At 44.2% G+C, this 14,161-nt stretch carries 10 protein-coding genes; 9 read left to right on the top strand and 1 reads right to left on the bottom strand.

Going from position 1 to position 14,161, the window contains the following annotated elements:
• The first annotated feature begins 4 nt into the window (after window positions 1–4).
• The 7 genes from dltC to adcA all read left to right on the top strand — a co-directional run bounded on the left by dltC (window position 5) and on the right by adcA (window position 7,306).
• Window positions 5–244, top strand: coding sequence for a D-alanine--poly(phosphoribitol) ligase subunit DltC (gene dltC, locus E7Y33_RS03565; RefSeq protein WP_007520906.1), 240 nt, complete (start codon window positions 5–7; stop codon window positions 242–244).
• Complete coding sequence (gene dltD / locus E7Y33_RS03570) at window positions 237–1,505, top strand: D-alanyl-lipoteichoic acid biosynthesis protein DltD (protein WP_139689664.1); 1,269 nt, start codon at window positions 237–239, stop codon at window positions 1,503–1,505. Before dltC ends, dltD begins: the two co-directional genes overlap by 8 nt.
• Before the next feature lie 142 nt (window positions 1,506–1,647).
• Entirely contained in the window at window positions 1,648–3,699 is a 2,052-nt protein-coding gene (gene nt5e, locus E7Y33_RS03575; RefSeq protein ID WP_139689665.1) for a cell surface ecto-5'-nucleotidase Nt5e, read from the top strand.
• A 148-nt stretch (window positions 3,700–3,847) separates the two neighbouring features.
• Window positions 3,848–4,288: a zinc-dependent transcriptional regulator AdcR gene (adcR, locus tag E7Y33_RS03580; protein ID WP_001249328.1), complete on the top strand. Its 441-nt coding sequence runs from the start codon at window positions 3,848–3,850 to the stop codon at window positions 4,286–4,288.
• On the top strand, window positions 4,288–4,992 hold the full coding sequence (locus E7Y33_RS03585) for a metal ABC transporter ATP-binding protein (RefSeq protein ID WP_139689666.1): 705 nt from the start codon (window positions 4,288–4,290) through the stop codon (window positions 4,990–4,992). The genes adcR and E7Y33_RS03585 overlap by 1 nt, the downstream gene beginning before the upstream one ends.
• Complete coding sequence (locus tag E7Y33_RS03590) at window positions 4,985–5,791, top strand: metal ABC transporter permease (RefSeq protein WP_044021562.1); 807 nt, start codon at window positions 4,985–4,987, stop codon at window positions 5,789–5,791. The genes E7Y33_RS03585 and E7Y33_RS03590 overlap by 8 nt, the downstream gene beginning before the upstream one ends.
• Window positions 5,792–5,800: 9 nt before the next feature.
• Window positions 5,801–7,306, top strand: coding sequence for a zinc ABC transporter substrate-binding lipoprotein AdcA (gene adcA, locus E7Y33_RS03595; RefSeq protein ID WP_139689667.1), 1,506 nt, complete (start codon window positions 5,801–5,803; stop codon window positions 7,304–7,306).
• A 577-nt stretch (window positions 7,307–7,883) separates the two neighbouring features.
• Here adcA and E7Y33_RS03600 read toward each other — a convergent pair.
• Complete coding sequence (locus E7Y33_RS03600) at window positions 7,884–9,971, bottom strand: GH92 family glycosyl hydrolase (protein ID WP_139689668.1); 2,088 nt, start codon at window positions 9,969–9,971, stop codon at window positions 7,884–7,886.
• Window positions 9,972–10,141: 170 nt separating this feature from the next.
• On the opposite strand from E7Y33_RS03600, the gene E7Y33_RS03605 reads away from it, so the two are divergent.
• A complete protein-coding gene (locus E7Y33_RS03605; RefSeq protein WP_000640535.1) occupies window positions 10,142–11,422 on the top strand; it encodes a glycoside hydrolase family 125 protein in 1,281 nt (426 codons plus the stop codon).
• A 90-nt stretch (window positions 11,423–11,512) separates the two neighbouring features.
• Complete coding sequence (locus E7Y33_RS03610; RefSeq protein WP_139689669.1) at window positions 11,513–14,158, top strand: alpha-mannosidase; 2,646 nt, start codon at window positions 11,513–11,515, stop codon at window positions 14,156–14,158.
• Window positions 14,159–14,161 lie beyond the last annotated feature (3 nt).

The following is a 14,161-nucleotide window of genomic DNA, read 5'->3' on the forward strand; positions in this document are numbered from 1 at the left end:
AAAAATGGATATCAAATCAGAAGTTATTGAAATTATTGATGAGTTGTTTATGGAAGATGTTTCTGACATGATGGATGAAGATCTTTTTGATGCCGGTGTCTTGGATAGCATGGGAACGGTTGAATTGATTGTTGAGATTGAAAACCGTTTTGACATTCGTGTTCCAGTGACGGAGTTCGGTCGTGAGGACTGGAATACGGCTAATAAAATCGTAGCAGGTATCACGGAGTTGAAGAATGCTTAGACGCTTGTGGCTGATCTTCGGTCCTCTGCTTCTTGCTAGTATTCTTGTTTTCTTACTAATCTTTTTCTATCCAAACAATCCAAGTCATAATTTGATGGAAGAGAAATATTCTGCAGCAGCGATTAGTTCGGAAAGTTTTAAAGAGAGAAGCCAAAAAGTGAGAGCCTTTACGGAACCCAATATGCGCTTTATTCCTTTTCTAGGGTCAAGTGAGTGGATTCGTTTTGATAGTATGCATCCAGCGGTCTTGGCAGAGAAGTATAGCCGTCCCTACCGCCCCTACTTTTTGGGACAAGCAGGAGCGGCCTCTCTCAATCAGTATTTTGGTTTGCAGCAAATCTTACCAGAAATTGAGGGAAAGCAGGCGGTGTTTGTCATCTCTCCTCAGTGGTTTACAGAGGAGGACTATGAGCCAGCATTCTTCCAAAACTACTTTAACAACGATCAGTTGACATCCTTTCTAGAAAATCAATCGGGAGATGTAGGAGCCAAACATGCGGCTAAACGTCTCTTAAAGCAAAATCCAGGAGTCTCTATGAAGGGCATCGTTGAGAAGCTGTCAAAGGGTGAGGAATTATCAGAGGTTGATCATGCTATTATCAAGGCATTTGCACGTTTTAATGAGCGTCAGGCTTCGCTATTTGGACAATTTTCCATTCGAGGAAAACTCAAGTACAAGGAACACGTGGAGAACTATTTAAAAGATCTTCCAGATCAATTTTCTTATGAGGAGTTAGAAAAAATTGCTCGAAAGGATGCAGAAGCCAATACCAATAATAACGATATGGGAATTGAAAATCAATTTTATAAGACCCAGGTGAAAGACTACCTCGAGAAGTATAAGGGTTATCAAAAAAATTACAATTTTCTCAAGTCGTCTGAATACAATGATTTGCAGTTGGTCCTCAATCAATTTGCCAAATCAAAGGTCAATGTGCTCTTTGTTATTCAGCCTGTCAATAAAAAATGGATGGCCCATACAGAGCTCAGCGAGGAAATGTACCAACATGCTGTGGAAAAAATTCGTTACCAGTTAGAAAGTCAAGGTTTCACCAACATTGCTGACTTTTCTAAAAAAGGCGGAGATCCGTACTTTGTCAAGGACACCATTCATATTGGTTGGTTGGGTTGGTTGGCTTTTGATAAGGTTGTCAATCCCTTCTTGACGGATCCGACTCCAGCTCCAGACTATAAGATGAATGACCGCTTCTTTAGCAAGGACTGGGCGACCTATGATGGGAATATCAAAGATTTCCAATAAAAAGAGTTAAAAGTTTGGGATTTGAACCCAGACTTTTTTGTTTAAATGGCGAATATTTAAGATGAAAATAGGTCAAAAGTTTCAAAATTTTTAGAAATAGCGTATAATATAAAAGAGAAAAAGAAAAGAAAGGGATTTTAAAATGAACAAACGTTCTTTGTTACCTGTCTTATCGACAGCCCTGTTAGCTCCAGCCTTCTTAGCTGGACAAGTATACGCTGAAGAAGCGACGACTCCTGCAGAAAGTTCAGCTGTCGTAGCGACTCCTGTTACGTCGGCGACTCCAGCTCCTGTTGAGAGCCCTGCGGTACCGGAAACTTCAGCAACTTCAGAAGCAGTTGCACCTGCAGAAGCTCCGTCAGCTCCTTCTGGATCTCCTAAAAGCGAAGAAAAGGACACTGTTATCTTACACACCAATGATGTCCATGGTCGTATTGTAGAGGAAAAGGGCGTTATTGGAGATGCCAAGTTAGCGACTGTCATTGAGCAGGAACGTGCGAAATCAAATCAAAATACTCTAGTTGTTGATGCGGGAGACGCTTTCCAAGGTTTACCGATTTCCAACTCTACTAAGGGTGAAGCGCGTGCTGAAATTCTCAATCAGATGCAGTATGATGCCATGGCAGTAGGAAACCATGAGTTTGACTTTGGTTTAGACGAAGCTAAGAAATATAAGGAAATCTTGAAATTCCCATTACTTAGCTCAAATACCTACGTCAATGGTGCTCGTCTCTTTGAAGCTTCTACAATTGTTGATAAAGATAAGACTGTGGAAGGTGATGAATTTGTTGTGATCGGTGTAACAACACCTGAAACTGCTACAAAAACCCACCCGAAAAACATTAAAGGGGTAACTTTTACAGATCCAATCTCTGAAGTCAATAAGGTCATCGAAGAAGTTCAAGCTAAGGCTCGTGCAGAAGGTAAGGACTACAAACACTATGTTGTGCTGGCTCACTTGGGTGTAGATACCACAACCCCAGTCGAGTGGCGTGGTTCAACCTTAGCAGAAGCACTATCTAAAAATCCTCGTCTCAAAGGCAAACGCGTAACAGTAATCGATGGTCACTCTCATACAGTAGAATCAACAACCTATGGAGATAATGTTACCTATAACCAGACAGGAAGCTACCTTCATAATGTAGGGAAAATCACCTACAAATCACGTCAGCTTTTGGGCAATCCAACTCAGATTCCGGCTGCTGATGCTAAAAAATTACCAGCCAATCCAACAGTTGAAAAACTAGTCAAAGACATTAAACAAAAATACGATGCTGAAAATGCTGTTGAAGTCGTTTCAAACAGCCCTGTAGAACTAAACGGAGATCGTGAAAATGTTCGGGTTCGTGAAACCAACCTCGGAAACGTCGTAGCAGACTCCCTCTATCAGTACGGTCAGACAGGATTTAGCCATCCGACAGACATCGCTGTGACAAATGGTGGTGGCTTGCGTGAAACTATTGCAAAAGGCAAACCAATCACTAAAGGAAATGTCATAGCTGTTCTTCCGTTTGGAAATACCATCTCACAAATCCAAGTGACGGGGCAACAAGTCTTGGATATGTTTGAAAAGTCACTCGGATCTATCTTGCAGGTCGATAAAGATGGCAAGAAGGTCTTGGATGAGAACGGACAACCATTGCTAGAACCAAGTGGTGGCTTCTTGCAAGTTTCAGGTGTGAAGGTTTACTATGATACCAACCTACCATCAGGTAAACGTGTCTTGGCCATCCAGGTCAAAAACCGCACAACTGGTCGTTATGAACTACTGGACCTTGCAAAAACCTACTATCTTGCAACCAATGATTTCCTAGCTGCGGGTGGTGATGGCTACACTATGTTGGGTGGCGCGCGTGAAGAAGGCCCGTCTATGGATGCAGCCTTTGAAGAGTATCTTAAAACCGCTGACTTGACCCAGTATGAAAAGATCAACCCGAACTCACGGACAATTTCTGTGGATTCTAAAAACTTTAGTCTACCAGTAGAAACGCCTCAAACGAATGCAGCTGCTAACGATGCGACTACGAATGTGCCACTTACTTATGAGGTGGCAGGTCAATTTAGCAAGAAGGCGGTTGTCTCAGAAAAAGCTCTCCCAAATACAGGAAGTGAACAGTCCATCTTCTTGCTCTTGATGGGAATGGTAGCTGGTTTGGCAGGTATCTTATCGAGTCGAAAACCAAAGCAAAAATAGGTTAAATTTCACATCTAGAAGAGTCTAGGGAAACGTTTTTACGCCTTTTCCCCTTGACTCTTTTTTGGTTTATGATATAATTAACCAGTAAAGAATCGGTGGCTATCTAAGTTTTTTATGGAAAAGATAGCTAGGGAAGGAGTAACACATGAGACAGCTTGCACAGGAAATCGATAACTTTTTAAACGAGGTGATCTTGAGATCTGAGAACCAGCATGAAATTCTAATCGGGCATTGCACGAGTGATGTTGCCTTGACCAATACTCAGGAACACATCCTCATGCTCTTGTCAGAAGAATCCCTAACTAACTCGGAGTTGGCCCGTCGCCTTAATGTCAGTCAGGCGGCAGTGACCAAGGCTATCAAATCTTTGGTCAAAGAGGGTATGTTAGAGACATCCAGAGATCCTAAGGATGCGCGTGTGATTTTTTACCAACTGACAGAACTAGCTCGACCAGTGGCAGAGGAACACCACCATCATCATGAACACACGCTCTTAGCCTATGAACAAGTAGCAAGTCAGTTTACTCCAAATGAACAAGAAGTTATCCAGCGGTTTTTAACTGCTTTAGTAGGAGAAATCAAATAATGCGGTATATTACAGTAGAGGACTTGTCTTTCTATTATGACAAAGAGCCTGTCCTCGAGCACATCAACTACAGTGTTGATAGCGGGGAGTTTGTCACCCTGACTGGTGAAAATGGAGCTGCCAAGACGACGCTTATCAAGGCGAGTCTGGGCATCTTGCAGCCAAGATTTGGCAAGGTAACCATCTCAAAGACAAATACTCATGGGAAAAAACTTAGGATAGCCTATCTTCCCCAGCAGATAGCTAGTTTTAATGCTGGCTTTCCAAGTACGGTTTATGAATTTGTCAAGTCGGGTCGCTATCCGCGAAAGGGCTGGTTCCGTCGCTTGAATGCTCATGATGAGGAACATATCAAGGCCAGTCTAGACTCGGTTGGTATGTGGGAACACCGTGACAAACGAATTGGTTCCCTCTCGGGAGGGCAAAAGCAACGAGCAGTGATTGCCCGGATGTTTGCTTCTGACCCAGATATTTTTGTCCTGGATGAGCCGACAACAGGGATGGACGTGGGGAGCAAAAATGAATTTTACGAACTCATGCACCATAGTGCTCATCATCATGGCAAGGCTGTTTTGATGATTACCCATGACCCTGAAGAAGTCAAGGACTATGCGGATCGCAATATTCATCTAGTCCGTAACCAAGACTCTCCGTGGCGTTGTTTCAACGTTCACGAAAGCGACCAGGAGGTGGACCATGCTTAGTTTGTTATCTTATGACTTCATGCAGCGTGCCTTCTTGGCTGTCATTGCCATGAGTCTCTTTTCTCCAGTTCTTGGAACCTTCCTTATCTTACGTCGTCAGAGTCTCATGAGCGATACCCTCAGTCACGTTTCTCTATCAGGGGTAGCCTTTGGTCTGGTTTTGGGGATTTCTCCAACTATTTCAACCATTGCTATCGTCTTGATTGCTGCTGTCTTTCTGGAGTATCTCCGGACAGTCTATAAGAACTTTATGGAAATTGGAACTGCCATCCTCATGTCAACAGGACTTGCAGTGTCTCTTATCGTGATGAGTAAGGGCAAAAGTTCGAGCTCCATGAGTTTAGACCAATATCTCTTTGGGTCTATTGTGACTATTAGCCAGGAGCAGGTGATGTTCCTCTTTGCCATTGCGGCGGTCGTTTTACTCTTGACTTTCTTGTTCTTGCGACCAATGTACATCCTGACTTTTGATGAGGATACGGCCTTTGTGGATGGCTTGCCCGTTCGTACCATGTCTATCCTCTTTAATATGGTGACAGGGGTGGCCATTGCCCTTATGATTCCAGCTGCAGGAGCCCTTTTGGTGTCGACCATTATGGTCTTGCCAGCTAGCATTGCCCTTCGTCTGGGGAAAAACTTCAAATCCGTTATGTTACTAGCCAGCGCTATTGGCTTTTTGGGAATGGTGGCAGGACTTTATATTTCCTACTATGCGGAAACACCTGCCAGCGCTAGTATCACCATTATCTTTGTAGCTGTCTTTTTGTTAGTCAGTCTACTGAAACGTTTTATCAAATAGGAGAATGAAATGAAAAAACTGAGCTTACTACTGACTAGTCTATGTGCCCTGTTTTTAGTGGCTTGTTCCAATCAAAAACAGGCAGATGGGAAACTAAATATCGTGACAACCTTTTACCCTGTCTACGAATTTACCAAGCAAGTTGCAGGAGATACTGCTAATGTAGAACTTCTAATCGGTGCTGGTACAGAACCCCATGAGTATGAACCGTCTGCCAAGGCAGTTGCCAAAATCCAAGATGCAGATACCTTTGTCTATGAAAATGAAAACATGGAAACTTGGGTTCCAAAATTGTTAGAATCCTTGGATAAGAAAAAGGTGAAAACCATTAAGGCGACAGGCGATATGCTCCTCTTGCCAGGTGGTGAGGAAGAAGAGGAAGGGCATGATCATGGTGGTGAAGGTCACCATCACGACTACGATCCCCACGTTTGGCTTTCACCAGCACGCGCCATCAAACTGGTAGAGCATATCCGTGACAGCTTGTCAGCAGATTATCCTGATAAAAAAGAGACTTTTGAGAAGAATGCAGCTGCCTATATTGAAAAATTGCAAGCATTGGATAAGGCCTACACAGATGGCTTGTCTCAAGCCAAACAAAAGAGCTTTGTGACTCAGCACGCTGCCTTTAACTATCTTGCCTTAGACTACGGTCTCAAGCAAGTATCCATCTCAGGTCTTTCACCAGATGCAGAGCCATCAGCAGCACGTTTGGCAGAATTGACCGAGTATATCAAGAAAAACAAGATTTCTTATATCTACTTTGAAGAAAATGCCTCACAAGCCCTTGCCAATACCCTTTCCAAAGAAACAGGTGTCAAACTAGACGTGCTCAATCCGCTAGAAAGTCTGACAGAAGAAGCAACCAAGGCTGGTGAGGACTATATCTCCGTGATGGAGAAAAACCTCAAGGCTTTGAAACAAACAACAGACCAAGAAGGACCAGAAATTGAGCCAGAGAAGGAAGAAAACACCAAGACAGTTCATAACGGTTACTTTGAGGATGCAGATGTCAAAGACCGCACCTTGAGTGACTATGCTGGCAACTGGCAGTCGGTCTATCCTTTCCTTGAGGATGGGACCTTCGATCAAGTCTTTGACTACAAGGCTAAGTTAACTGGCAAGATGACCAAAGATGAGTACAAGGCCTACTATCAAAAAGGTTATCAGACAGATGTGACTAAAATCAACATTACAGATAATACTATGGAATTTGTTCAAGGTGGCCAAAGCAAGAAATTCACCTACAAGTATGTCGGCAAGAAAATCTTGACATATAAGAAAGGCAATCGTGGCGTGCGCTTCCTCTTTGAAGCGACAGATGCGGACGCTGGACAGTTCAAGTATGTTCAGTTTAGTGACCACAATATCGCCCCAGTCAAGGCAGAACATTTCCATATCTTCTTTGGAGGTACTAGCCAAGAAGCCCTCTTTGAAGAGATGGATAACTGGCCAACCTATTACCCAGATAACCTATCTGGCCAAGAAATCGCCCAAGAAATGTTGGCGCATTGATGCAAGAGAAAATCCCGCAATCTGCGGGATTTTTTTCTAGAAATGATTAGGTTGTTAGGTATTATAGTACTACAGCTGTACTGTTCACAATGTGATAAAGAAGTCATTTTCTATTGGCTGATTCTCACTAGCTGACGAATGCAAAAGCTACGATTGTACAAATTATAGAATCTTTTCAGGGGTTTTAGGAAGGAATATTAGTCATATTGACGCTGCTATCGCTTTTTGGTATAGTCAAGGAGAGAGTGGCCTGGAACAATAGTTTATTCACAGTCTGTGGATAAGTCTAGGGGGAACAGGACATTTAGCTAATATCCTAGAGGGGTCTTGAGAATTGCCCCGGAAACTAGTAACGGGCTAGCTTTCTAGTAGAAATCTTAGTCTAGTAGGGATTTGAGCAGGTCTGCCTGAGGGTGACAGGTTCAAAGTCTAAGAGCTAGCTTCTGTAGAAGCTGATTTTTAGGCATGCTTTCTTATCCACAAGTTGTGGATAACTGTAGAGAGTCAGCTTGTGAATCAACTTCAAGTCCAAGTTTCATAAAAGAAGAACCTTTGCGCGATGCAAAGGTTCTTTTGGTTAGGAGTGATTTGGTAGCCAGCTGAGGGTGAAGGTCAGTTGCTCAGCTTTCAAGAGGTCTTGGTGTTGAAGGCTAGATACTATGGTCTTGTCCAATCGGCATTCTTTGACAAAGTTGAAATGGCTGTGGTTTTGCTCGGCATGGATATCCAACCATTTATTTTCTTTGGCAAGGTAGAGACGGAGATGGTCAAAGAGAGGGATTCCGAGGTCGTAGCTTGGTTTGCCTGGACAGGTCGGATAGAATCCGAGAACCGACCAGATGTACCAAGCAGAGAGACTGCCATTATCCTCATCGCCAGGATAGGCTTCCCAGCTTGGGTGAAAGGCTTTCTGACGTAGTGTCTTGATGAGAAGAGCGGTATAGTCAGGGTAGTCGCTGTAGCGGAAGAGATAAGGAATGTGGAAGCTAGGTTGATTGGAAATGGCGATTTGCCCAAAAGGAGCTGTAGCCATCTCGCTCATTTCATGAATCTCGTAACCATAGCCAGTCGTCTCAAAGAGAGGATCATCCTGACAGGCTTTCAAAAGGTAGCGGCTAAAGGTTTCTTTTCCACCCATTAGTTGACGCAAACCTGGGATGTCATGTAAGACGCCCAAAGTCGCTTGAATGGCAGAACATTCGGCGTAGTCTCGTCCCCAACTATAAGGAGAAAAATCAGGACGGAAGTTGCCTTGACGATCTCGCGCACGCATATAACCTGTCTCAGAGTCAAAGAGATGACGGAAATTTTGAGAAGAAGTGTTATAAGTGTCAGCAATCTCTGTTTTCCCTAGTTTTTTGGAACAGCTGGCGATACAAAAGTCGCTATAGGCATAGTCAAGGGTGTGACTGACACTTTCGTGGTGGTCGGTAGAGAGATAACCTAATTCTTGGTATTGTGCCAAACCGTGACGACCATTGATGCCGAGAGGGTCGGACTTGGTGGCTGTCTCCAGCATGGCTTGGAGGAGTTCTTCTTCCAAGTCGGGGGCCATTTCCTTGCGGGCGCTATCTGCGATAATGCCGTCTAAAAGAGTGCCAGGCATCATGCCGCGTTCATCTGGGGCTAGCCATTTTGGAAGAAAACCAGTATCGCGGTAGCTATTGAGGAAACCTTCTAGAAAGCGGTGATAGTGTTCCGGTATGATAAGAGCAAAGAGGGGGAAGGTAGTGCGGAAGGAATCCCAGAAACCATTGTTGCTAAAGAGGACACCAGGCTTGACAGTACTAGTAGACAAATCCATGTGGATGGCCTGCCCTGACTCGTTCACCTCATAAAATGTCTGTGGGAAGAGGAAGAGTCTGTAGAGGCAGTGATCAAAGAAGGTCCGGTCGGCTTCCCCTGTTTCCACGATATCAAAACGGTGGAGGAGATTTTCCCAGTCTGCTTGGGCATTTGCTTTGCAGCTATCAAAGTCCGTTTGAGGTAGATTAAATAGCGCTTGAGAAGGAGAAATAAAGGAAGTCGCTAGTTGAATCTCGGCATGGCTATCTGCGAAGTCAATCCGCCAGTCTCCGCTTTCTTGGTTGACAGCAAGAATATCCGTATTTATTTGTAGGGCGGTGAAGAGTATCAGTGGATTTTTATTGGTCTCTGTTTTGCCTTCTTGTCTGAGGGCTAGAGTCCGCTTATCTAATTGCTCTATGGTCAGTTCATCTGCTGCGTGAAGATAGAGGGAGAGGGCTTTGCCTTGCTTTTGCTCCAAACGAATAGAAGCACCGTAGCAAGTCGGTGTGAGCTGGGTTTCAATCTGATAGCGCAGAGAAAAGAGCTTTAAATAGTGAGGCTGGAAGCAAGCTTTATCTACATCATAGGAGGACTGGTGGTGAAAGAGACTTTCTCCATTCAGTTTACCTGTGACGGGTGTTAAGAGCAACCAAGAATAATCACCAATCCAAGGGCTGGGCTGGTGGGTTAAGCGAATCCCCTGAAAGATAGGAAGATGCGGATCGAAGAACCAAGCTCCCTCCTGGTCACTGGTCTGGGGCACAAAATAATTCATCCCAAAAGGTACACCCGTGTATGGTAGGGTATTTCCTCGAGAAAAGGCATGCTTGCTAGCAGTCCCAAAGCGGGTATCGATGGTTTCAAGTAGTGGTTTCATAGTCTTTCCTTTAGCTGTTTTTCTACATTATATCAGAAAAAAGGAGCCTTTAGAAATGGAGCTCAAAAGAAAGCAATTTTGTAGAAAAATGACTATCATTTGTGTATGTATTTTCTAGCATAAAAACTATATACTGAACATGAAACTTGTTTGAAAGAGGAAACTGCACGATGATTTATTCGAAAGAAATTGTTAGAGAATGGCTGGACGAAGTAGCAGAGCGGGCCAAGGACCATCCGGAGTGGGTGGATGTCTTCGAGCGTTGCTACACAGACACCTTGGATAATACAGTTGAAATCTTAGAAGATGGCTCAACTTTTGTACTCACTGGGGATATTCCTGCCATGTGGCTTCGGGATTCGACAGCCCAACTCAGACCCTACCTTCATGTGGCTAAAAGAGATCCTCTCCTGCGTCAGACAATCGCTGGTTTGGTTAAGCGTCAGATGACCTTGGTGCTCAAGGATCCTTATGCCAACTCCTTTAACATTGAGGAAAACTGGAAGGGTCACCATGAGACTGACCACACCGACCTTAACGGTTGGATCTGGGAGCGCAAGTATGAGGTGGACTCGCTTTGCTATCCTTTGCAGCTGGCTTATCTCCTTTGGAAAGAGACTGGCGAAACCAGTCAGTTTGATGAAACTTTTGTCGCTGCGACCAAGGAAATCCTTCATCTCTGGACGGTAGAGCAGGACCACAACAACTCTCCATATCGTTTTGTCCGCGATACAGACCGCAAGGAAGATACTCTGGTAAATGATGGCTTTGGACCTGACTTTGCCCTGACAGGTATGACCTGGTCAGCCTTCCGACCAAGTGATGACTGCTGTCAGTATAGCTATTTGATTCCATCCAATATGTTTGCAGTCGTTGTCTTGGGGTATGTCCAAGAAATCTTTGCAGAACTAGATCTAGCTGATAGCCAAAACATCATCGCAGACGCTAAACGTCTGCAAGCAGAGATCCAAGAAGGAATCGAAAACTACGCTTATACCTCCAACAGCAAGGGTGAAAAGATTTACGCCTTTGAAGTGGATGGTCTAGGAAATGCTAGCATCATGGATGATCCAAACGTACCAAGTTTGTTGGCTGCGCCTTATCTGGGCTACTGCGACATTGACGATGAGGTTTACCAAGCAACTCGTCGGACCATTCTGAGCCCTGAAAATCCATATTTCTACCAAGGTGAATATGCTAGTGGTCTCGGAAGTTCTCATACTTTCTATCGCTATATCTGGCCGATTGCCCTTTCTATCCAAGGCCTGACAACAAGTGATAAGGCAGAGAAGAAATTCTTGCTGGATCAACTGGTTGCTTGTGATGGGGGGACAGGTGTCATGCATGAAAGCTTCCACGTGGACGACCCAACGCTTTACTCACGTGAATGGTTTTCTTGGGCCAACATGATGTTCTGTGAATTAGTCTTGGATTACCTGGATATTCGTTAAGGAGCGCGCTTTAGTTTCACCGATTCGTGTCAGAATCACACCTTTACATTTAAAACGTTAAAATTTAAATTTAGAATGAGGTTTTACTTCATGGAAAATGTTGTTGTACATATTATCTCACATAGTCACTGGGACCGTGAGTGGTACTTACCTTTTGAAAGCCACCGTATGCAGTTGGTGGAGTTGTTTGACAATCTTTTTGATCTCTTTGAAAATGACCCTGAGTTTAAGAGTTTCCACTTGGATGGACAAACCATTGTCCTGGATGACTATTTGGAAATTCGCCCTGAAAATCGCGACAAAGTCCAAGGTTACATTGACGAAGGCAAACTCAAAATTGGTCCCTTTTACATCTTGCAGGATGATTACTTGATTTCAAGTGAAGCCAACGTCCGCAATACCTTGATTGGTCAAGCAGAATGTGCAAAATGGGGCAAATCCACTCAGATTGGTTACTTCCCAGATACCTTTGGAAATATGGGACAAGCTCCTCAAATCCTTCAGAAATCAGGCATTCACGTGGCAGCCTTTGGGCGTGGTGTGAAGCCGATTGGATTTGACAACCAAGTTCTCGAAGATGAGCAGTTTACTTCCCAGTTTTCAGAAATGTACTGGCAGGGTGCGGACGGAAGCCGCGTCCTCGGTATCCTCTTTGCCAACTGGTACAGTAACGGGAATGAAATCCCAGTTGATAAGGACGAGGCCCTAACTTTCTGGAAACAAAAATTGTCAGACGTGCGTGACTACGCTTCGACCAACCAATGGTTGATGATGAACGGATGTGACCACCAGCCTGTACAGCGAAATCTGAGCGAAGCCATTCGTGTGGCCAATGAACTCTTCCCAGATGTGACTTTTGTTCATAGTTCATTTGATGACTATGTCCATGCAGTAGAAAGTGCTCTACCTGAGCAACTATCTACCGTTACGGGTGAGTTGACCAGTCAAGAAACAGACGGTTGGTATACACTTGCTAACACTTCTTCATCCCGTATTTACCTCAAACAAGCTTTCCAAGAAAATAGCAACCTCCTAGAACAAGTAGTGGAGCCATTGACTGTCATCACTGGTGGGCACAACCATAAGGATCAGTTGACTTATGCTTGGAAAGTCCTTCTACAAAATGCGCCACATGACAGTATCTGTGGCTGTAGTATTGACGAAGTTCACCGTGAGATGGAAACACGTTTTGCCAAGGTCAACCAAGTCGGAAACTTCGTTAAGACCAATCTTCTCAACGAGTGGAAGGGTAAAATTGCAACCCAGGAAGCTCAAAGCGACCATCTCTTTACCGTCATTAACACAGGCTTGCATGACAAGGTTGATACAGTCAGCACCGTGATTGATGTGGCGACTTGTGATTTCAAAGAATTGCACCCAACAGAAGGCTATAAGAAGATGGCAGCCTTGACCTTGCCAAACTACCGTGTCGAAGACTTAGAAGGGCATGCTGTAGAAGCGAAAATCGAAGATCTGGGAGCTAACTTTGAGTATGATTTGCCAAAAGATAAGTTCCGTCAGGCTCGCATCGCTCGACAAGTGCGCGTGACAGTACCTGTTCATCTGGCACCACTTTCTTGGACAACCTTCCAATTGCTGGAAGGAGAACAAGAACACCGTGACGGTATTTACCAAAATGGAGTGATTGATACGCCATTTGTAACGGTAAGTGTGGATGAAAACATCACAGTCTACGACAAGACAACTCATGAAGCGTATGAGGATGTTGTTCGCTTTGAAGACCGTGGTGACATTGGAAATGAGTACATCTATTTCCAACCAAAAGGAACAGAGCCTATCTACGCAGAACTCAAAGGCTATGAAGTCTTGGAAAATACAGCACGTTTTGCTAAAATCTTGCTCAAGCATGAATTGACAATTCCAGTAAGTGCAGACGAAAAACTGGATGCGGAACAAAGAGGCATCATCGAGTTTATGACGCGTGAAGCTGGGCGCTCAGAAGAATTGACAACCCTTCCTCTGGAAACAGAGATGACCGTCTTTGTTGACAATCCACAAATTCGCTTCAAGACTCGCTTTACCAATACTGCCAAGGACCACCGTATCCGTCTCTTGGTTAAGACTCATAACACGCGTCCAAGCAATGACTCTGAAAGCATCTATGAGGTAGTAACACGACCAAACAAACCAGCTGCTTCTTGGGAAAATCCTGAAAATCCACAACACCAACAAGCCTTTGTCAGTCTTTATGATGATGAAAAAGGAGTGACGGTAGCCAATAAAGGATTGCACGAGTATGAAATCCTTGGAGATGATACCATTGCCGTGACCATTCTTCGTGCCTCAGGTGAGTTAGGTGACTGGGGTTACTTCCCAACACCAGAAGCTCAGTGTTTGCGTGAGTTTGAAGTCGAGTTTACACTTGAATGCCACCAAGCAGGGGAACGCTTCTCAGCTTTCCGTCGTGCCAAAGCCTTCCAAACACCATTCACTAGTCTTCAGGTCGCTAAACAAGAAGGAAGTGTTGCAGCAACTGGTAGCCTCTTGAGTCATGCGGCACTCAGCTTACCACAAGTTTGCCCAACAGCCTTTAAAGTGGCGGAAAATGAAGAAGGATATGTACTCCGTTACTACAATATGAGTCAAGAAAATGTGCGCATCTCAGAACACCAACAAACTATTCTTGACTTACTTGAGCGACCATACCCAGTTCATTCAGGACTATTAGCGCCACAAGAAATTCGTACAGAATTGATTAAAAAAGAAGAAATCTAACAG

It is taken from the genome of Streptococcus oralis, assembly GCF_006175905.1.
Classification (GTDB): domain Bacteria; phylum Bacillota; class Bacilli; order Lactobacillales; family Streptococcaceae; genus Streptococcus; species Streptococcus oralis_BG.

Coding starts and splice junctions, on each gene's coding strand:
- dltC (WP_007520906.1), top strand. CDS start 5: ATGGATATCAAATCAGAAGTTATTGAAATTATTGATGAGTTGTTTATG.
- nt5e (WP_139689665.1), top strand. CDS start 1,648: ATGAACAAACGTTCTTTGTTACCTGTCTTATCGACAGCCCTGTTAGCT.
- E7Y33_RS03590 (WP_044021562.1), top strand. CDS start 4,985: ATGCTTAGTTTGTTATCTTATGACTTCATGCAGCGTGCCTTCTTGGCT.
- E7Y33_RS03610 (WP_139689669.1), top strand. CDS start 11,513: ATGGAAAATGTTGTTGTACATATTATCTCACATAGTCACTGGGACCGT.
- E7Y33_RS03605 (WP_000640535.1), top strand. CDS start 10,142: ATGATTTATTCGAAAGAAATTGTTAGAGAATGGCTGGACGAAGTAGCA.
- E7Y33_RS03600 (WP_139689668.1), bottom strand. CDS start 9,971: ATGAAACCACTACTTGAAACCATCGATACCCGCTTTGGGACTGCTAGC.
- dltD (WP_139689664.1), top strand. CDS start 237: ATGCTTAGACGCTTGTGGCTGATCTTCGGTCCTCTGCTTCTTGCTAGT.
- adcA (WP_139689667.1), top strand. CDS start 5,801: ATGAAAAAACTGAGCTTACTACTGACTAGTCTATGTGCCCTGTTTTTA.
- adcR (WP_001249328.1), top strand. CDS start 3,848: ATGAGACAGCTTGCACAGGAAATCGATAACTTTTTAAACGAGGTGATC.
- E7Y33_RS03585 (WP_139689666.1), top strand. CDS start 4,288: ATGCGGTATATTACAGTAGAGGACTTGTCTTTCTATTATGACAAAGAG.